This is a genomic window from Streptomyces sp. NTD91 (genome assembly GCF_059510455.1).
Map to the genome: position 1 here is coordinate 1 of NZ_JCAJZW010000011.1, position 18,581 is coordinate 18,581.

General features: G+C 74.2%; 17 protein-coding genes. 10 read left to right on the top strand and 7 right to left on the bottom strand.

Annotation, left to right across the window (positions count from 1 at the left end; genetic code table 11):
- The 5 genes from AC5WRT_RS14430 to AC5WRT_RS14450 all read right to left on the bottom strand — a co-directional run.
- The coding region (locus tag AC5WRT_RS14430; protein ID WP_496094221.1) for a PP2C family protein-serine/threonine phosphatase at positions 1-1,219 on the bottom strand (1,219 nt) is incomplete at its 3' end.
- A gap of 312 nt (positions 1,220-1,531) precedes the next feature.
- A complete protein-coding gene (gene msrB / locus AC5WRT_RS14435; protein ID WP_496094220.1) occupies positions 1,532-1,939 on the bottom strand; it encodes a peptide-methionine (R)-S-oxide reductase MsrB in 408 nt (135 codons plus the stop codon).
- 13 nt (positions 1,940-1,952) lie between these two features.
- Positions 1,953-3,341, bottom strand: coding sequence for a UDP-N-acetylmuramate--L-alanine ligase (gene murC, locus AC5WRT_RS14440; RefSeq protein ID WP_496094219.1), 1,389 nt, complete (start codon positions 3,339-3,341; stop codon positions 1,953-1,955).
- 112 nt (positions 3,342-3,453) lie between these two features.
- Positions 3,454-3,927, bottom strand: coding sequence for an indole-3-glycerol phosphate synthase (locus AC5WRT_RS14445; RefSeq protein WP_496094218.1), 474 nt, complete (start codon positions 3,925-3,927; stop codon positions 3,454-3,456).
- 130 nt (positions 3,928-4,057) lie between these two features.
- A complete protein-coding gene (locus tag AC5WRT_RS14450) occupies positions 4,058-4,921 on the bottom strand; it encodes a pyrimidine reductase family protein (protein WP_496094217.1) in 864 nt (287 codons plus the stop codon).
- Between the two features lie 37 nt (positions 4,922-4,958).
- On the opposite strand from AC5WRT_RS14450, the gene zapE reads away from it, so the two are divergent.
- From zapE to AC5WRT_RS14475, 5 genes are all read left to right on the top strand, one after another.
- Positions 4,959-6,062 (top strand): cell division protein ZapE, encoded by a 1,104-nt coding sequence (gene zapE, locus AC5WRT_RS14455; RefSeq protein WP_496094216.1) that lies wholly within the window; start codon positions 4,959-4,961, stop codon positions 6,060-6,062.
- A gap of 436 nt (positions 6,063-6,498) precedes the next feature.
- The gene (locus AC5WRT_RS14460) at positions 6,499-7,536 is read left to right on the top strand and encodes a slipin family protein (RefSeq protein ID WP_496100278.1); all 1,038 of its coding nucleotides are present in this window, start codon (positions 6,499-6,501) and stop codon (positions 7,534-7,536) included.
- 10 nt (positions 7,537-7,546) lie between these two features.
- Entirely contained in the window at positions 7,547-8,092 is a 546-nt protein-coding gene (locus tag AC5WRT_RS14465; protein WP_496094214.1) for a YbhB/YbcL family Raf kinase inhibitor-like protein, read from the top strand.
- Between the two features lie 56 nt (positions 8,093-8,148).
- The gene (locus tag AC5WRT_RS14470) at positions 8,149-9,018 is read left to right on the top strand and encodes a PPK2 family polyphosphate kinase (RefSeq protein ID WP_496094213.1); all 870 of its coding nucleotides are present in this window, start codon (positions 8,149-8,151) and stop codon (positions 9,016-9,018) included.
- Positions 9,019-9,400: 382 nt separating this feature from the next.
- A complete protein-coding gene (locus AC5WRT_RS14475) occupies positions 9,401-10,924 on the top strand; it encodes an FAD-dependent oxidoreductase (protein WP_496100279.1) in 1,524 nt (507 codons plus the stop codon).
- A gap of 51 nt (positions 10,925-10,975) precedes the next feature.
- Here the strand turns inward: AC5WRT_RS14475 and AC5WRT_RS14480 are convergent, their stop codons facing one another.
- Together AC5WRT_RS14480 and AC5WRT_RS14485 are read right to left on the bottom strand one after the other, a co-directional pair.
- Positions 10,976-11,647 (bottom strand): ABC transporter, encoded by a 672-nt coding sequence (locus tag AC5WRT_RS14480; RefSeq protein ID WP_496094211.1) that lies wholly within the window; start codon positions 11,645-11,647, stop codon positions 10,976-10,978.
- A complete protein-coding gene (locus AC5WRT_RS14485; protein WP_496094210.1) occupies positions 11,644-12,507 on the bottom strand; it encodes an ABC transporter ATP-binding protein in 864 nt (287 codons plus the stop codon). Before AC5WRT_RS14485 ends, AC5WRT_RS14480 begins: the two co-directional genes overlap by 4 nt.
- Positions 12,508-12,579: 72 nt before the next feature.
- Here AC5WRT_RS14485 and AC5WRT_RS14490 point away from each other — a divergent pair, with 72 nt between their 5' ends.
- The 5 genes from AC5WRT_RS14490 (at position 12,580) to AC5WRT_RS14510 (ending at position 18,579) form a co-directional block, all read left to right on the top strand.
- The gene (locus tag AC5WRT_RS14490; protein WP_496094209.1) at positions 12,580-13,326 is read left to right on the top strand and encodes a peptidyl-tRNA hydrolase; all 747 of its coding nucleotides are present in this window, start codon (positions 12,580-12,582) and stop codon (positions 13,324-13,326) included.
- An 88-nt stretch (positions 13,327-13,414) separates the two neighbouring features.
- On the top strand, positions 13,415-14,734 hold the full coding sequence (locus AC5WRT_RS14495; RefSeq protein ID WP_496094208.1) for an MbnB/TglH/ChrH family RiPP precursor modification enzyme: 1,320 nt from the start codon (positions 13,415-13,417) through the stop codon (positions 14,732-14,734).
- 373 nt (positions 14,735-15,107) lie between these two features.
- Positions 15,108-15,881, top strand: a complete 774-nt coding sequence (locus AC5WRT_RS14500; protein ID WP_496094207.1) for a DUF4142 domain-containing protein — start codon at positions 15,108-15,110, stop codon at positions 15,879-15,881.
- Positions 15,882-15,987: 106 nt separating this feature from the next.
- A complete protein-coding gene (locus AC5WRT_RS14505) occupies positions 15,988-16,767 on the top strand; it encodes a TIGR04222 domain-containing membrane protein (RefSeq protein ID WP_496100280.1) in 780 nt (259 codons plus the stop codon).
- 159 nt (positions 16,768-16,926) lie between these two features.
- Positions 16,927-18,579 carry an alpha/beta hydrolase gene (locus AC5WRT_RS14510; protein WP_496094205.1) on the top strand — a complete coding sequence of 551 codons (1,653 nt, stop codon included), beginning with the start codon at positions 16,927-16,929 and terminating at the stop codon, positions 18,577-18,579.
- Positions 18,580-18,581: the final 2 nt, after the last annotated feature.

The following is an 18,581-nucleotide window of genomic DNA, read 5'->3' on the forward strand; positions in this document are numbered from 1 at the left end:
AGGTGCGCGGGGCCGTACGGCTGCTGTGGGGCCGGCAGGCCATCGCGGCGACGTCGTCCTCCGCGTGCCGCGCGTCCAGGCGGCCGAGGATGGTGTCCAGGACGTCGTCCAGCCCGTCCCCGCCCGGGAAGCGGACGGCGGCCAGCCGCTCCAGCGACCGGTCGATGTCCTCGCCCCGGCGTTCCACCAGGCCGTCGGTGAACAGCACCAGGGTCTCCCCCTCGGCGAGCGCGTGGGTGGCCGAGTCGTAGCCGCCGAGCCCGGTGCCCAGCGGCGGCCCGACGGGCACCGGCACCATCGAGACCGTGCCGTCGGTCGTGATGCGCACGGGCGGCAGGTGCCCGGCGCTGGCCAGGGTGACCTGGCGGCGCCCCGGGTCGACTTGGGCGAGCAGACAGGTGGCGGGCCTGAGTTCGGCCTCCCGGGAGGCGATCTCGTCCATCTGCCGCAGGACCCGGTGCGGGGGCAGGTCGGCGGAGGCGATGTAGCGCAGGGAGGAACGGTAGGCGCTCATGTCGACGGCGGCCTCCAGGCCGTGCCCCATGACGTCGCCGACGACCAGCAGGGTCCGCCCGAAGTGCAGTCGTACGGTCTCGCACCAGTCGCCGCCGACGAGGACGCCTCCGCCGGCCGGCAGGTACCGCACGGCGATGTCGAGGTTCGGGTGCGGCCGGCCGGGCTCGGCGAGCAGGGCGCGCTGCAGATCGCCGGCGGTGCGGTGGACGCTCGCGTAGGTGCGGGCGTGCCGGATGTGGGAGGCGGCACGCTCGGCGAGCAGGCTGAGCAGCTCGGCCTCCGCGCGCAGCGGCGGCTGCCCGGAGCGAGCCCACACCAGAACGCCGTAGGCGTCGCCGCCGCTGGTCAGCGGCACGCACAGGGCGTTCCGGGAGGCGGTGTGCTCGACCCAGGGCTCGGGCTGGGCGTCGAGCGCCGGTACGGCCGCCTCGCGGGCCACTGCGGCGGCCCAGCGGGCGTCGGGCAGCACGCCGACGTCGCCGCTGACCGCCTCGTACCCGGAGACGGTCGCGCCGCCGCGGCGCATCACGGCGGCCGATCCGCCCGCCAGCCGTACGGCGATCCGGGTCAGCTCGGCGCAGGTCGTGGCCTCGTCGAGGGTCGTGCCGATGCCGGCCAGCGCCTCCCGCAGCACGTCCGACGGCGGGCCGGCCGCCATGGCACCGGCGGCGGGCAGGCCCTGCGCCGCGTCGCCCGCGCCCACGCCCCGAGCGGCATCGCCGCCTCGTGCGGACGCCGTCCCGCTTCCGCCGTCGCCGGCACCGCGACGGTCGCTGTCGGCGGACCGGGCCCCGCGACGGGACTGGATCCAGCGCGCCACACCCCACATCCTCACAGAATCTCAAACCGGAACGAGTCGGGCACCGGCCTCTTGTGTCCCGGTGCCCCCAGCGGCCTCAGTACGGAACATCAGCCACGATCCGGTGTCCGATGGCGCTCGGCCTCGACCGGCCGGATCCTGTCCGGGGCTGGTTCTGCCGGGTCGTCGGTGTCCATCGGCCGGGCCCGCGGAGGATCAGTCCTCGGCGGGCGTCAGCCGCAGCGAGACGGAGTTGATGCAGTAGCGCTGGTCGGTCGGGGTCGGATAGCCCTCACCCTCGAAGACGTGTCCCAGGTGGGAGCCGCAGCGGGCACAGCGCACCTCCGTGCGGACCATGCCGTGGGAGCGGTCCTCGACCAGTTCCACCGCGTCGGTGTCCTTCGGGTCGTAGAAGGACGGCCAGCCGCAGTGCGAGGCGAACTTCGTGTCGGAGGTGAACAGGTCGGCGCCGCAGGCGCGGCAGGAGTAGACGCCCCTGGTCTTGGTGTCCGTGTACTCACCGGTGAACGCCGGCTCCGTGGCGGCCTGGCGCAGCACGGCGTACTCGGCGGGCGTCAGTTCCTCCCGCCACTGCTCCTCCGGCTTCTCGACGTCGTACGGCATGAGCGTCAGCCCCTCACTGCGACAGGCGGTCCAGGATCAGCGGGCCCAGGTCGGTCACGTCGCCCGCGCCCATGGTGAGAACGAGATCACCGGGCTTCGCCATTCCCGCGATCACGGCGGGGATCTCGGTCTTGTCGTGCACGGCGGTGACGTCGGCCCCGGCGGCACGGGCGGCCTCGATGATCAGCGCGCTGGTCACGCCCGGGATCGGGTCCTCGCGGGCCGGGTAGATGTCGAGGACCACGGAGGCGTCGGCCAGGGAGAGGGCCTGGCCCATCTCCTTGCCCAGCTCCTGGGTGCGGGAGAACAGGTGCGGCTGGAAGACGACGAGGATGCGGGCGTCGCCGGCGGCGGCCCGCATGGCCTCCAGGTCGGCGGTCATCTCGGTGGGGTGGTGGGCGTAGGAATCGATGACCTGCACCCCGGCGGCCTCGCCCTTGAGCTGCAGGCGCCGCTTGACGCCTGTGTAGGCGGCGAGCGCGGGCGCCAGTTCGGCGGCAGGGATGCCGAGGGCGGTCCCGGCGGTGAGCGCGGCGACGGCGTTGAGGGCGTAGTGGCGGCCGGGCACGGAGACCGCGAAGGTCAGCTCCTGGCCGTCCAGCACCACGGTGACCCGGCTCTTCAGCCCCTGCGGGACGATCGATGTCACGCGCACGTCGGCGTCCTCGGCCTCGCCGTACGTCACCGTCTTCACGGACCCCGCGAGCCGCCGGGTCAGCTCGCGCGCGCCGCCGTGGTCGGCCGAGACGACCAGCGTGCCACCGGGGACGATCTTCCCGGCGAAGGTCTCGAAGGACTCGTAGATCTCGTCCATCGAGGCGTAGTTGGCGTGGTGGTCCAGCTCGACGTTGAGGACGATGGCGACCTCGGGGGCGTACTTGTGGAAGCTGCGGTCCGATTCGTCGGCCTCGGCGACGAAGATGTCGCCCTCGCCGTGCAGCGCGTTGGAGCCGGGCGCGTCGAGGTCGCCGCCGATGGCGTACGACGGTTTCAGGCCCCGCTCGCCGAGGCAGACCGCCAGCATCGAGGTGGTCGTGGTCTTGCCGTGGGTGCCGGCCACGGCGATCGGGCGCAGCCCCTCCATCAGCGCGGCGAGCGCGTCCGAACGGTGGACCACGGGAATGCCCAGTTCGGCGGCGCGGGCCAGTTCGGGGTTGTCCTTGCGGATCGCCGAGGAGACGACGACACAGCTCGCGTCGTCGGCGAGGTGCTCCGCCGCGTGCCCGATGTGCACGGTGGCCCCGAGCGCCCGCAGCGCCTCGGCGGTCGCCGAGTCCTTGGCGTCGCTGCCGGCCACCACGGCCCCGCGCTGCGCGAGGATCTTGGCGATCCCCGACATCCCGGCGCCGCCGATGCCGATGAAGTGCGGTCGGTCCATGGCGGTAGGAAGGCCGGGTGCCATGCGTTCTTCTCCCGAGTACGGTGCGGACGGAGCGTGCCTAGCCTATGCGCTGAAGCACCGGGCTCCTCGCAGCGCGGGGTGCCGGCCCCGCCCAACGGGCGCGGGGCCGTGATCAGGCTTTGCTGTGCGAGAACAGTTTCAGCACCGGCACCCCCACCTTGTGCCGGGCCCGGGACGCCCAGTCGCGGTGGAAGAACTCCTCCACGTAGTGGGGGTCGGTGAGCACGATCACCTCGTCCGCGTGCACCTCGGCGACCAGGGCCTTCAGCGCGTCCAGCGGATGGTCCTCGACCAGTCGCCCCTCCGCGTCGTTCCCCGAGGCGCGCAGCGCCTGCACGGACACGTCGAGAGCCTGCTGTCCGACGCTCTTCGCCGCTTCCCCCTCGGGGGTCTCGCGTTCGCGGACCGCCTCGTCGAGTTCACCGAGCGCGATGTCGTCGATGGCCCGCAGCAGGCGGTCCGCCTGGTCTCCGCGCGGCTGGAGGAGCACATGGAAAGCGACCGGCTCGTCTCCGTGCAAGGTCGTGACGAACTCCACGTCGGCGGACGTCAAAGCCTTCTCGATCATCAGAACGCTTGTGAACACCAAACGCCTCTTCTCCTCCGTGGGCCCTGACGAGGCCCCTGCGGAAACCATCCTGCCCCGTGATCGCCCGGGTAGTGCCGGATTAAGTCTGCCCCCCCGACGCGAAACGGAACGGCAGATTCCGTTGGTGTCAGGACCGGCGGTACCGGCCGAACAGAAATCCGGCGTCTTCCAGCAGGGACGCGAGTTCGAACCGCTGCGGGACGGCGAGCGACGGTCCCCCGGCGATGCGCTGGGCGTCCCCCGCGGTGAGCATGGGCGACACGGTCAGGCACAGCTCGTCCAGCACCTCGGCGGCGACCAGCTGGCCGAGCAGCCGGGGACCGCCCTCGGTGAGCAGCCGGGTGTGGCCGAGCTCCGCCAGGGCGCGCACCGCCCGCGCGGGGTCGACGCCGACGCCCTCACCGGCGGTCACCACCTTGGCGCCGGCCTTCTCGGCGGCGGCGACGCGGTCGGGGGCGGCCGCGGCTCCGGTCAGGATCAGGGTCGGCACCAGGGGCGAGGTGAACAGCGGGAGCGAGAAGTCCAGGTCCAGGCTCGCGGTGACGACCGCGATCACCGGCGCCGCGCCCTGTCCGGCGGCCTCGCGTGCCTCGGCGAACTCGGCACGCGCGCGTGCCGGGCGGTATCCCTCCTGCCGTACCGTTTCCGCACCCACCACGACCACGTCCGCGAGCGCCCGCAGCGTGCCGAAGATCCGCATGTCGGCGGCGCTGGAGATGGGCTGGGAGCGCCCCTCGTGCTGGGCGGCGCCGTCGAGTGTGGAGACCATGTTGGCCCGCAGCCAGGGCCGCGGCGCGCCGGGCGCGGGCTCCGGGTAGGCGTATGCGGCGGCCAGCTCGGCCAGACTCCACTCACGGTCGACGAGGGCGGCGGCACCACCGGTCCCATCGGCCACGATGCTCCCGCCGATCCTCCCCGCCCCCTCCCGCTCGGTAGCCCCGCCGGAGGGCCGGGCCGCTGTTTCGTCGGTCACAGGGAACAGGCGTCGCATGTCGTGCAGTGTGACACGGCGCTTAGCATGGACAACCGTGTCGTCCTCCACCTCCGCCTCCGGATCCGGCCCGGTGACCCACGCGGGCCCCCTGTCCCTGTGCGCCCGCGAGCCGCACGTTCCCGCGGACCGGCTGGTCGCCGAGATGGTGCCGCCGCCGCGCTTCGACTCGGTCCGCTTCTCGACGTACATACCGGACCCGAACCAGCCCAGCCAGCGCCAGGCCGTGCAGGTGCTCGAGGGCTTCGCGGCCGGGCTCGGCGGCGCGCACGCCTCCGGCGCCGGCCGGCGCGGCTTCCTCGGCTTCGGCCGGGCCAGGGCGCCCAAGGCCCCGGCCGGCCCGCGCGGGGTCTATCTGGACGGCGGCTACGGCGTCGGCAAGACCCATCTGCTCGCCTCCCTGTGGCACGCCACCCCGGCCGAGCCCGCGCTGAAGGCGTTCGGCACCTTCGTGGAGCTGACGAACCTGGTCGGCGCCCTCGGCTTCCAGCAGACCGTGCGCACCCTCTCCGGGCACCGGCTGCTGTGCATCGACGAGTTCGAACTGGACGATCCGGGCGACACGGTGCTGGTGTCGACCCTGCTCGGCAAGCTGGTCGAGGCGGGCGTGGCGCTCGCCGCCACCTCCAACACGCTGCCGGACAAGCTGGGCGAGGGCCGGTTCGCCGCCGCCGACTTCCTGCGCGAGATCCAGGGCCTGTCGGCCCACTTCCGCACCCTGCGCATCGACGGCGAGGACTACCGCCACCGGGGCCTGCCCGAGGCGCCGAAGCCGTTCACCGACGAAGAGGTCACGAAGGCGGCGTACGCCACCGGGGGCGCCTCGCTCGACGACTTCCCGCACCTGCTGGAGCACCTGGCCAAGGTCCACCCGAGCCGGTACGGCGCGCTGACCGACGGACTGAAGGCGGTCTGCCTCACCGACGTGCGGCCGGTGCCGGACCAGTCGACGGCGCTGCGGCTGGTGGTGCTCGCGGACCGGCTGTACGACCGCGAGGTCCCGGTGCTGGCCTCGGGTCTGCCGTTCGACCGGCTGTTCAGCGAGGACATGCTGAACGGCGGCTACCGCAAGAAGTACTTCAGGGCGATCTCCCGGCTCACCGCGCTGGCCCGCGACGCGAAGGGCCTCGTCGGCTCATAACGAGGACCCCGACGCGCGGTCAACGGCCGGATCGCGCCAGGGACCAGCGCTTTTCACGCTCTCTCGCGCTCGTGACGCGCGGTTCACCCCGCAACAGGACGGCCCCGCGGCTCGGACGGCCGACGGACAAGCCCCAGCGGGCCGGCACCCACCCGCGACCCGGCGGCCCGAGCAGCCGGCCCGCAACCACGACCCGGCCGACCGGAAACCGGGCCCGCGCCGGAGGCTCGTTCAGCCGGTCCGGACACCGACCGGCACCACGGCTCGGACGACCGGGAAACAGACCGGCACCGGTGAGCCGGACGACCGGGACGCGGGCCGCCACCCCCTGACCTGGCCGGGCGGGGTCCCGGGCTCGGTGGCATGGCCCCGTTGCCCGGCAGGGGCATATCGTTGCAGAGACAGGCGTATCGGACCTCTGTGCGAGGAGGTCGTCATGGTCGAGGATCTGCTGGGTGCGATCATCGGGGCGGGCTGTGCCGGACTGGTGTACCTGGCCATGGCCGCGCGCGTGGTCAAGCAGTACGAACGGGGCGTGCTGTTCCGGCTCGGGCGCGTCGTGGGTGACGTACGACCGCCGGGCTTCAACATGATCATCCCCTTCGTGGACCGGCTGCAGAAGGTCAACCTGCAGATCGTGACGATGCCGATCCCCGCCCAGGAGGGCATCACCCGCGACAACGTCACCGTCCGCGTGGACGCGGTCGTCTACTTCAGGGTGGTCGACGCGGTGAGCGCGCTGGTGAAGGTCGAGGACTACAAGTTCGCGGTGTCGCAGATGGCGCAGACGTCCCTCAGGTCGATCATCGGCAAGAGCGACCTGGACGATCTGCTCTCCAACCGGGAGAAGCTCAACCAGGGGCTCGAGCTGATGATCGACAGCCCGGCCGTCGGCTGGGGCGTCCAGGTCGACCGGGTCGAGATCAAGGACGTGTCCCTGCCGGACACGATGAAGCGGTCCATGGCCCGCCAGGCCGAGGCGGACCGGGAGCGCCGGGCCCGGATCATCAACGCGGACGCCGAGTACCAGGCCTCCAAGAAGCTGGCCGAGGCCGCGCAGCAGATGGCCGACACGCCCGCCGCCCTCCAACTGCGGCTGCTGCAGACGGTGATGGCGGTGTCCGCCGAGAAGAACTCCACGCTGGTGCTGCCCATCCCGGTGGAACTGCTGCACTTCCTGGAACGGGGCAACCGGCCGGCCGTGCCGGACGGGGAGCGCGAGCCCCGTCCCGAGCGGGGCGACCGACCGACCCCCACGGAAGCGGAGAGCGAACGCCTGCTGGAGGCGGGCACACCGCACACCACGCCGGACGTGGAGAGCAAGCGCCTTCTCGAAGGTGGCGACCCCCGGGCCGCTCCGGACAGCGACACACAGCGCCGTCCGGAGGCAGTCACCCAGCACACGGAACGCTCCCCGGAGAGGAACGCCCCGCCGGCCGCGCCGGTCGGTGACCGGGAGCCGCGCTCCGGATAACGTTCCGGGCATGCGCAGGAGCTGGGTGATCGCCCTGGCCGCGACGGCCCTCGTGGCGGGCTGCGGCGACGGCGGCGCACCGTCCGCCTCGCCCACCGCCACCGGCCGGCTGACCGTCACGAGCACGGCCTACGCCGACGGCGCCACCGTCCCACGCCGGTACGGCTGCGACGGCGCCGACCTCTCGCCTCCGCTCGCCCTCGCCGGCGTACCCCCGCGGACGGCGTCGCTGGCGCTGGTCCTGCGTGACTCCGACGCCGCGCACGGCACGTTCGCGCACTGGCTGGTCTGGGACATCGACCCGCACACCGCGCGGCTGTCCGCCGGGGAGCATCCGCGCGGCGCGGTCGAGGGGCGCAACGGCTTCGGGAGGACCGGGTACGGCGGCCCGTGCCCGCCGCGCGGGGACCGGCCGCATCACTACGTCCTCACCGTGTACGCCGTCGACCGTCGTGTGCCGCTCCCCGCCGGGGCCTCGCGGACGGATCTGCTGCGGGCGATTTCCGGGCACACGCTTGCCATGGGCGTTCTGACGGGCCGGTACGGCCGCGGGTAGTGCCGTGAGAGCCCGTCGGGCGTCTTGGCGTACACCGACGGAGAAAGAGGGCGGCCATGGCGAGGAAGAGCGGTCGCAAGAGCGGTGAGGACCTGCGGGAGGCACTGCGGCTGCCGCCCGGTGAGCCGGTCGACCTGGCCGCGTTCGACACCCGCGCCACGCCCGGCGTACCCGGCGGCAAGCGGGCCGGCGCGGCCGACAGCGCGCGGACGGCCAAGCGGCTGGCCCGGCTGCAGGAGCGGTTGTGGGCGGCGGGCACGGCGGGCGACCGGCGGCGGGTGCTGCTGGTGCTGCAGGGCATGGACACCAGCGGCAAGGGCGGCACGGTCAAGCACGTCATCGGGCACCTCAACCCGTCCGGCTGTCGTGTCCACGCGTTCAAGGCGCCCACCGAGGAGGAGCGGCGGCACGACTTCCTGTGGCGGGTGCGCCCGGCCCTGCCCCGGCCGGGCGAGATCGGGATCTTCGACCGCTCGTACTACGAGGACGTGCTCATCGCCCGCGTCCGGCATCTCGCCCCGCCCGCCGAGATCGGCAGCCGCTACGGTCTCGTCAACGACTTCGAGCGGTGCCTCACCGAGGACGGCGTCACGCTGATCAAGTGCTTTCTGCACCTCTCCCACGAGGAGCAGCGGCGTCGGCTGCTGCGCCGCCTGGACCGCCCGGACAAGCACTGGAAGTTCGACCCCGGCGACATCGACGAGCGCGCCCTGTGGTCCGCGTACCAGGAGGCGTACCAGATCGCTCTGGAGCGCTGCGCGGCGCCGTACGCGCCCTGGTACGTGATCCCGGCGGACCGCAAGTGGTACCGGAACTGGGCGATCAGCCGCCTGCTGGTGGAGCACCTGGAGGCCCTGGACCCGCAGTACCCGAAGGCGGACTTCGACGTGGCGCAGTGCCGGGAGCGACTGCTGGCGGGCCCCTGAACCGCCGCTGCACGCGAGCGGAGCGAGAACCGCGGCCCGGCCACCGCCCGCATTGTCGGCATCCGCCGCATGATCACGCCTTGGCCTCAGCACCGGATGATGCCCCCTCGACGGGACTGCTGAGCCTGGACGCGTGACGCATCCGGTGTGCGGAGCGACCCTCGTCTTCTGACACCGGGAGGTGCGCGACGACCGCATCCCGCCACTGCATCACCACGACGATCCCCCAGGTCAACGCCCGCCCGCACCTGGGCTTCGCCCCGGAAGAGTTCCCCGCACCTGCCGCAGCCGGACGCGGGCCGTGACACCGGCGGGGCTTCCCGGCCGGCCGGGATGCGCGGAGGCGACTGCTGAACGGACCGCAGGCGGGTACCCGGCGGCCATGCGCACGCAGCGGAACGTCACCGGCTCCTACTGGCTCCGCACCGCACCGGGGCCCTCCCTGCCCGCGCTGAGCGGGGATCTCGACGTCGACGTGGCCGTCGTGGGCGCGGGCATCGCGGGGCTCAGCACCGCGTACGAACTGGTCCGGGCCGGGCTGGGGGTGGCCGTGCTGGAGGCCGGTCGGGTGGCGGCCGGGGTCACCGGATACACCACGGCCAAGCTGACCGCCCAGCACACGCTCGTGTACGACCGACTGCGGCGCACCCGCGGTCCCGAAGCTGCGCGGCTGTACGCCCGCTCGCAGTCGGAGGCGATCGAGCACGCGGCGGCGCTGGTCGACGAGCTGGGCATCGACTGCGAGTGGGAGACACGGGACGCGTACACCTATGTGCGGGACCGGGCGCGCGTCGACGAGGTGCGGGCGGAGGCGGAGGCGGCCCGGAACGCGGGGCTGCCGGCCGCGTTCACGACGGAGACCGGGCTGCCGTTCCCGGTGGCGGGCGCGGTCCGGGTGACCGGGCAGGCGCAGTTCCACCCGGTCAAGTACCTGCGGGCGATCACCGACGACCTCGTCGCGCGAGGCGGTCAGGTGTACGAGGGGACGCGCGTCGTCGGGCTGCAGGAGGGCGGGGAGCCGTGCCGGCTGACGACCGAGTCGGGGCACACGGTCACCGCGCGGGACGTCGTGATCGCCACCCACTACCCGGTGTTCGACCGGGCGCTGCTGTTCGCCCGGCTCTCCCCGCGCCGCGAACTGGTCGTCGCGGGCCCGCTGAACGGCGGCCCGGATCCGGAGGGCATGTACATCACGCCCGAGGAGAACACCCGCTCGGTGCGCACGGCGCCGTACGGCGCGGACGGGCAGCGGTTGCTCGTCGTCACCGGCGAGCACTTCACGCCCGGCACCGGCGACGTGGGGGAGGGCCTCGGCACGCTCGCCCGCTGGGCCGAGGAGCACTTCCCCGCAGTGGCCCCGGACCAGGCCTGGGCCACGCAGGACAACGACGCCACCGACACCGTGCCGATGGTCGGCCCCTTCCACCCGGCGGCCAGGCACACCTATGTCGCCACGGGTTTCGGCGGCTGGGGGCTGAGCGGCGGGATCATGGCCGGGCTGCTGCTGACCGTGCTGATCACCGGCCGGGACTGCGCGTGGCGCGAGCTGTACGACCCGCGGCGGCTGAAGTCGGTGGTGCGGGAGGCGCCGTCGCTGCTGAAGACGCAGGCGGAGGTGGCCCGGCACCTGGTCGGCGACCGGCTGAAACCGCCGGGCTCGGTGGACGCTCTGGCACCCGGCGACGGGACGGTGGCCCGGGTGGACGGCAGGCGGATCGCGGTTCACCGGGACGAGGAGGGCACCCTGCACGCCGTCTCGGCCCGCTGCACGCACCTCGGCTGCCTGGTCTCCTTCAACCGGGCCGAACGCGCCTGGGAATGCCCCTGTCACGGCTCGCGCTTCACCGTCGACGGCACGGTCCTCCAGGGCCCGGCGGTCCGGCCGCTGGAACAGCGGGACCTGTGAACGCCTGGCTCCCGCGCTGCATGCGCCGGCCGGCCCAGCGGCATCGCCTGCTCAGGGTGACCGGCGGGCGGCGAGCGCACTGGCCGCGGCGAAGGCCACGGCCGTGAACAGGACCGCCCCGGCCAGCGGCAGCAGCGGCACCGGTGCCCTGCCACTCTGCGAGCCCGTGACCAGACCGCTGACCGCCGCCTGCGCCGGGGATCCGGTGAGCACCACCGCCAGCAGTGCGCCCAGCAGCATCGCGGGCACGGCACGGCCGGTGGAGCGCAGCAGCGGCCGGTTGGTGAGCGCGCCGACGGCGGCGCCCAGCAGCGCGCAGGTGAGCGTGGCCGGCAGTCCGGCCGCACCGGCGCGCGGCAGGGGCACGGGTACCCGGTGACCGTTGCTCGCCGGGTCGCTGATCAGCGTCACGACCACGGTCGCCACCAGTCCGAGCGCCACCGCCGCGAGCAGCGCCGTCAGCAGACAGGCGAGGTGCGCGCGGGCCGGGCCGCGGGCGGCGGCGGCACAGGCGCGGGCCGCGTCGGGCTCGCCGGTGACGCAGATCCGCACCAGCCAGGCGGCCACCGGAAGCAGACCGGCGGCCGTGTAGCCGAGCGAGTCGAGGACGGGTTCGCCGCCCTGCACACCGATCGCGAGGAACGCGGCGTACAGGATCACCGGCGGCAGCCAGCGCTGGGAGCGCACCAGCAGGTCGGCCTGGTAGCGCAGAAGGGCGGTCATGGACGGCTTCCGGGGTCGGAGGGCGGGGCGACGCTCACGATGTGCCAGGGCGGGCGAGCCGTGAGCAGGGTGCGCAGGACGACGTCGGAGTGGGAGGCGGGGACGGCCAGGCGGTACAGGCCGGGGGCGGTCTCCTCGACGCAGGCGACGGACCGGGCCGCGTCGGGCGGCAGTTGGGCGCCGGCCGGTCCGCGCACGGTGACGAGGGCGGTCGGCCCGGACGGTGGACTCCCGTCGTCCGCACGGCGCCGGAGGCCGCCGTCGAGCACGGTGTACGTCGCGTCCGCGGCCCCGGCCAGCCGACGCGGGTCGTGGTCCACGAACACCACGGCGCCCCCGGCGGCGGTCCGCTCGGCCACCGCCCGCTCCAGCTCGGCCCGGACCTCCGCGTCCAGACCGGTCCAGGCCTCGTCCAGGACCAGCAGTTCCGGTTCGCCGAGCAGGGCCTGGGCGACGGCCACCTTCTGGCTGCTGCCCTTGGACAGCCGCGCCATCGGCGTACCGGCGTGGGCGCCCGCGCCGAAGCGCTCCAGCCAGGTGCCCGCGGCTCGTGCGGCGGATCTGCGGCCCAGTCCGTGGACGGTGCCGAGGTGGGTGAGGTAGCCGAGGGCGGTGAAGGGAAGCGCCGAGGGGAATCTCTCGGGTACGTACGCCGTGCGCGGGCGGCCGGTGACCCGGCCCTCCGTCGGCGCGTCCAGGCGGGCGAGGAGGCGGAGCAGGGTGGATTTCCCGGTGCCGTTCGCTCCTTCGACGCGGGTGAGGGTGCCGGGGGTGAGGGTGAGGTCGACGCCTCGTAACACCCAGGGGCCGCGGAGGCCGTAGCGGCGGCCCACCCCTGCCAGCCGTAGATCACGTTGCATGGGGGCATTGTGGCCGCTCGCGCCCACCGGGCGGAGCCGTGGACCACCGGTCCCCCCTTAAGGTTGGCTGATGTGAGCCAGGTTTCGTCGTCCCCCGGAGACAGTCCCTTCCACGCCGAGCGCACCCCGCGCGACGCCGCGCCCCAGTTCGTGCTGCCCCTCGTCGTGCGGATCGAGCGCGCCGCGCCGCCCGCGCGCACCGACGCGCTGGAGACGGCCGCACGGGCTGTGCTCGTGCTGCTCGGTGACGAGCGGGCACAGGGGGACGGCGCGTGGGCCGAGGCGGTGCGCGGCTGGGAGGACGCGCGGATCCGCAAGGTCGTCCGGCGGGCCCGCGGCGCCGAGTGGCGGCGGGCCGAGGCGCTGCCCGGGATCACGGTGACCGGCAAGTCCGCGCAGGTACGGGTCTTCCCGCCGGTCCCGCTGAACGGCTGGCCCAAGGACCTGGCCCGGCTCCAGGTGTCCGGCACCGAGCTGGACGACCCGGAGCCGCCCGTCGCCGCCGACCCGGCGCGGCCCGTACTGTGGCTGAACCCCGAGCTGGAGATGTCCGCCGGGAAGACGATGGCGCAGGTCGGGCACGGCGCCCAGCTGGCCTGGTGGGCGCTGTCCGACGCGGAGCGCGCCGCTTGGCGGGACGCCGGCCACGCGCTGGCCGTCCGCACGGCCTCGCCCGCCGACTGGCCGCGGCTCACGGGCAGCGGGCTGCCGGTCGTTCGCGACGCGGGCTTCACCGAGATCGCACCGGGCAGCTGCACGGTGGTCGCCGACCACCCGGCGCTGCGCTGGACGGCTGCGCAAGCTCAAATGTTGCTCTGAACACGGCAGGGAGGTGATTGGCGGCCGGTCGCCGGGGCCATACCCCCGTCGTTCGGCGGAGGGGTCCGGGCGAAGGAGGGGTGGAACCATGCGGCGACTGGGGACGGGGATCGGCTGGCGGCCGGAGATCGCGGACGCCGTGGAGCGGATGCCGGGCATCGACTGGGTGGAGGTCGTGGCCGAGAACGTCTGCCCCGGGCACCTGCCGGACTCGCTGCTGCGGCTGCGGGAGCGCGGGGTGACCGTGGTCCCGCACGGCGTCTCCCTGGGCCTCGGCGGCGCCGACCGCCCCGACGGGGCCCGGCTGACGGCCCTGGCGGAGCGGGCCGAGGCCCTCGGGTCCCCGCTGGTCACCGAGCACATCGCGTTCGTCCGCGCGGGCGGCCCGCTGACCGCCTCCCCCCGCCTGGAGGCCGGGCATCTGCTGCCGGCGCCGCGCACCCGGGACGCCCTGGACGTGCTCTGCGAGAACGTGCTCATCGCGCAGGACGCGCTGCCCGTGCCGCTGGCCCTGGAGAACGTCGCCGCGTTGTTCTCCTGGCCGGGCGAGGAGCTGACCGAGGGACAGTTCCTGTCCGAGCTGGTCGAGCGCACCGGCGTACGCCTGCTGATCGATGTGGCCAACCTGCACACCAACCACGTCAACCGGGGCGAGGACCCCGCCGAGGCGCTGGCAGCGCTGCCCGTGGAGGCGATCGCCTACGTCCATGTCGCGGGCGGCTTCGAGCGCGACGGCGTCTGGCACGACAGCCACGCCCACCCCGTGCCGCGCCCGGTGCTCGACATCCTCACCGACCTCGCCGCCCGCACCGCCCCGCCCGGAGTCCTGCTGGAACGGGACGAGAACTTCCCCGAACCGGCCGGGCTGGAGCGGGAGTTGGCGTCGGTCGCGGAAGCGGTGCGGGCGGGGCGCAAGCGGGCCGGCGAGGGCATGGCGCAGGCGGCCGTGGAAGGTCCGGCGGGCGGCGCCGGTACCGCTGCTGCTCCTCGATCGAAGCCCGGCGCGCGGCAGCGGCTCGCCGTCTCCCAGGCCGCCGTGCTGTCCTCCCTGGTCGCCGGGACGCCGGCGCCCGAGGGGTTCGACCGGGCGCGGATGGGGGTGCAGGCGCGGGCCCTCGCCGCGAAGCGGGCGGACGTGGTGGCGAAGGTGGCGCCCGAGCTACCGGTCATCGTGGGCGAGGAGTACCGGGCGGTGTTCCTGGACTACGCGCGGGTACGGCCGATGGCCGGGGGCTACCGGCGCGACGCACTGGATTTCGCCGGCCACCTGCTGAAGACCGGGCGCCCCGAGAATGCGGCGGCTCGCCGGGCCCTGCGGGAGTGGTGGCTGGACCGGGCGGGACCGGCTCCGAGGCCCACCGGGCGAGTGGCCCGCGCGGCACGGAAGGTGCTGCTGCGGGGGGTGTGAGGCGGGCCGTGGCGGAGGGCCGGCCGGGGTTCGCTCACCGGCGCCGGCAGGGCGCCTCCCGCCGAGGGGGTGCCCCCGGCGCCCAGCCGTGCCGCCGCACCGCACGCCCGGGCGCAGGCCACGTCGGCGGGAAGCACCCCGAGGGGGGCGCGGAACCGCGCGACCGGTCACAACGCGACACGCGCCCGCCGAGGCTCCGGACCCCCTGGGCGCCCCTGCGCACGTGCCCCGAGTCCCGCAGCCGCCCCACGCACCGCACGCCCCGGCCCGAGGGGCCCGCCCGTGCCCCGGCGGCGGCCGGCCCCGGCCGAGTAATATGCCGCCGCACCCACCCCCAGGCACACTCGCGTGCGGTGCGCTGACAGGAGGCGTCATGCGACCCCGGCCCCCCATCAAGGGCAGAGGCATATTCAGCGGCACAAGCCTCGTGATCGCGGCTCTCGCGGCGACCGCGACGGCGCTGCTCTACCCGCTGTGGTCGTACGCCGACCGCCCGAGCCCGGCGGCCGGCGTCACCGTGCTGAGCACACAGACCGTCACCACCCCGTACGGCCCCCTGTCGGCGCAGGACCGGGACTTCATCACCACCGTCCGCCTGGCGGGCCTGTGGGAGCTGCCCGCCGGCGAGCTGGCGGAGCACAAGGGCACCATGGCGGCCGTGCGCACGGCGGGCCGGCACCTGGTCGACGGGCACACCTCGCTGGACGCCCATCTGCGCACCGTCGCCACCCAGCTCGGCGTGCCGCTGCCCGACGAACCGGACGCCCGGCAGAAGCAGTGGCTGGACACGCTGCGCTCGGCGCAGGGCCAGGACTTCGACCGCCAGTTCGCCGGTCTCGTCCGACCGGCCGACGGCCGGATGTACGCGCAGGTCGCCGAGGTCCGGGCCGGCACCCAGAACTCACTGGTCCGCGATCTCGCCGACGACGCGAACGCGACCCTTCTGGATCACATCAAGGCGCTGGAGGCGACGGGATACGTCGACTTCGCCGCGCTCGCCCAGGAGCTGGCGGCCTCCCCCACCCCCGTTCCCACCCCAAGGGTCGTCGATCCCAGCGCCGCCGTGCCGGTCGCCCCGTCGCCGGGCGAGTCGTACTCCATGCCGCCCGCCACCACCAGTGCGCCGCCGGGGACGAGCAACCCCTGACGGCGCCGACGTGGGCGCCGAACGGAACGTCACAGACCTGTGACACTGTGTCCGGATGGTGAACAAGGCATGGCGCTCACCCCCGCCTCTGGCATAGAAACACGTCATGTTCTGGGTCCTTCTCCTGCTCCTGGCCTGGGCTTTCGCCGGTACGGCGTGCACCCGGCTGTGCCTGGCGGCCGTTCGCGCCGCAGCCCTGGACGCGGATGCCGCGACGGTGGGCCGGGAGCACGAACTGACGCTGTACGAGGCGGCCTTCCTCTCCGGCGGCCCGGTCCGGGTCGCCGATGTGACGCTGGTCTCCATGGCCCGTCAGCGCCGCCTGCTGCTCGCGCACACCGGCTGGGCCACGGTGGTGGACCCGCTGGGGCACGACGAGATCGAGCAGTCGGTCATAGGCGCCATAGGCCCGGACGGGCAGTCGCGCATCGCGCCCGCGCGGGCACGGGCGGCCGGCGCGGAGGCCGTACGGCGGCTCGCCGACCGGCTGGTGCGGGCCGGGCTCGCCGTCCCCGAGGGCGCCGGGACCTCCGTGGGCGCCGCGGTGCGCCAGGTGCGCGCCGCCGCGCCGGCCGTGGCGCTGCTCGGGGCCGCCGCGCTGCTGCTGCCGATCGGTGCGGGGACGCCGCGGCTGCTGGTCGGCCTGTGGTTCGCCCTGCCGCTCACGCTGTGCCTGAGCTGCCTGGCCATCGCCCGGTTCGAGGTGCATCCGTACGCGCGCTGGGCCTCTCCGGCCGGACAGCGGCTGCTGGGCGCGCTGGTGCGCAGGCCGGCCGGCGACGAGCGGTCGTTCCTCACCTCGGTCGCCGTGCGCGGGATCCGCGCGATCGGTGAGCCCCGGCTGCGCGCGGCCTTCACCCACCGCGACCAGCCCTGGCGGGAGTGAGGGCGTCCGCCGGGTCTTCGGACGGCGCACACGGGGCATTGCGGCCGACACCGGCCGGGTGGTGCTTGCCTTCGCCGGGGGGTGAACGAAGCATCCCTTTTGTCGACGCCGGGGCGTGGCAGCCGTGCCATCGCCGTCGCCGAACCGAAGGGAAACGCGATGAGAGCCGCCGCCCTGTACTCCGCCGCCGGGTCCTTGCTGCTGACCACGCTTGCCGCCGCCCCGGCGGACGGTGCGGGCGCGGCTCCCGGTGTCCCCGGCACGGCCGAACTGCGCGGCACCGAGGTGGCCGTGGCCCGCGCCCGGGCGGCCGGCATCGACTTCGGTGCGTGCTCCCCCGCCGACGTGCCGAAGGCACCGAAGGGGCTGCGCTGCGGCACGGTGGCCGTCCCGCTCGACTACGCCCATCCGGACGGCAGGCGGATCAGGCTGACGGTCAGCCGGATGCCCGCCACGCAGAAGGACCCGCACAACAGCAAGCGGAAGGTGCCCCGGCAGGGGGCCCTCGTCTACAACCCGGGCGGCCCCGGCGCGTCCGGCATGTACTTCCCGCTGATCGGCGCGGTCCCGCAGTGGCAGCGGATCGCCGCCGCGTACGACCTGGTCGGCTACGCACCGCGCGGTGTGGGCCGTTCGGCGCCGCTGTCCTGCGAGGACCCCGAGCGCTTCCTCAAGGCACCCACCGCGGCGCCGACGCACCCGTCGGAGGCGTACAAGCGGCGGCGCATCGCCGAGGCCAAGGCCTATGCGCGGGGCTGTGCCAAGCGCTCCGGGAGCAAGCTGCGCTTCTACACCTCGCTGAACAACGCCCGGGACCTGGACGTGCTGCGGGCCGCGCTCGGCGAGGACCGGCTCACCTTCGTGGGGGCGTCGTACGGCACCTACTTCGGCGCGCTGTACGCCGCGATGTTCCCCACGCACGTACGGCGCATGGTGCTGGACTCGGCGGTGAACCCGGACCCGCAGAAGATCTGGTACCGCGACAACCTGGACCAGTCGGCCGCGTTCGAGGACCGCTGGGCGGACTTCCGGGACTGGATCGCCCGCCACGACGACGTCTACGAGCTCGGCGACACCGCCACGAAGGTGCAGCGCAGCTACGACACGGCCGCCGGCCGGCTGGCCCGGAAGGCGGCCGGCGGGAAGGTCGGTCCCGGCCAGTTGCAGAACGCGTTCCTGACGGCCGGGTACTACGACGATTTCTGGCCCAGCCGGGCCGCGGCCCTGTCGGCCTATCTGCACGGCGACCCCGAGCCGCTGGTCCGACTGGCCGCCCCGGACACGGGGACGGCCACGGAGGCGGAGAACGGCAGCGCCGTCTACACGGCGGTGGAGTGCAACGACGCGCCCTGGCCGACGGACTGGAAGGTGTGGGACCAGGACAACACCCGGCTCGCCCGGATGGCGCCGTTCGAGACCTGGGACAACGTGTGGATGAACCTGCCGTGCGCCTACTGGCCCGAGCCCCGGCAGCAGCCGCTCGACGTACGGACAGGGCCCGGTGAGCTGCCGCCGGTGCTGATCCTGGCGGCCGAGCGGGACGCGGCCGCGCCGTACCCGGGCGCGCTGGAGATGAGCCGGCGGCTGGCCGGCTCGGTGCTGGTGACCGAGCGGGACGCGGGCACGCACGGCATCGCGGGCGGCCCCAACAGGTGCGTGAACGGCCACTTCGAGGCGTATCTGCTGGAAGGGCGGGTGCCGGTGCGGCACGCGGCCTGCGCGCCGCACCGGTTGCCTCCGGCGGCCGGTCCGGCGAAGCGCCGGGGCGCCGTGAGGACAGGCTCCCGGGGGCTACCGGAGGGTCGCCCCTGAGG

Excerpts from the sequence above, each read along its gene's own strand:
- msrB (WP_496094220.1), bottom strand. The coding sequence starts at position 1,939 with ATGCCGTACGACGTCGAGAAGCCGGAGGAGCAGTGGCGGGAGGAACTG.
- murC (WP_496094219.1), bottom strand. The coding sequence starts at position 3,341 with ATGGCACCCGGCCTTCCTACCGCCATGGACCGACCGCACTTCATCGGC.
- AC5WRT_RS14450 (WP_496094217.1), bottom strand. The coding sequence starts at position 4,921 with ATGCGACGCCTGTTCCCTGTGACCGACGAAACAGCGGCCCGGCCCTCC.
- AC5WRT_RS14460 (WP_496100278.1), top strand. The coding sequence starts at position 6,499 with ATGGTCGAGGATCTGCTGGGTGCGATCATCGGGGCGGGCTGTGCCGGA.
- AC5WRT_RS14465 (WP_496094214.1), top strand. The coding sequence starts at position 7,547 with ATGCGCAGGAGCTGGGTGATCGCCCTGGCCGCGACGGCCCTCGTGGCG.
- AC5WRT_RS14470 (WP_496094213.1), top strand. The coding sequence starts at position 8,149 with ATGGCGAGGAAGAGCGGTCGCAAGAGCGGTGAGGACCTGCGGGAGGCA.
- AC5WRT_RS14475 (WP_496100279.1), top strand. The coding sequence starts at position 9,401 with ATGCGCACGCAGCGGAACGTCACCGGCTCCTACTGGCTCCGCACCGCA.
- AC5WRT_RS14480 (WP_496094211.1), bottom strand. The coding sequence starts at position 11,647 with ATGACCGCCCTTCTGCGCTACCAGGCCGACCTGCTGGTGCGCTCCCAG.
- AC5WRT_RS14485 (WP_496094210.1), bottom strand. The coding sequence starts at position 12,507 with ATGCAACGTGATCTACGGCTGGCAGGGGTGGGCCGCCGCTACGGCCTC.
- AC5WRT_RS14495 (WP_496094208.1), top strand. The coding sequence starts at position 13,415 with ATGCGGCGACTGGGGACGGGGATCGGCTGGCGGCCGGAGATCGCGGAC.
- AC5WRT_RS14500 (WP_496094207.1), top strand. The coding sequence starts at position 15,108 with ATGCGACCCCGGCCCCCCATCAAGGGCAGAGGCATATTCAGCGGCACA.
- AC5WRT_RS14505 (WP_496100280.1), top strand. The coding sequence starts at position 15,988 with ATGTTCTGGGTCCTTCTCCTGCTCCTGGCCTGGGCTTTCGCCGGTACG.
- AC5WRT_RS14510 (WP_496094205.1), top strand. The coding sequence starts at position 16,927 with ATGAGAGCCGCCGCCCTGTACTCCGCCGCCGGGTCCTTGCTGCTGACC.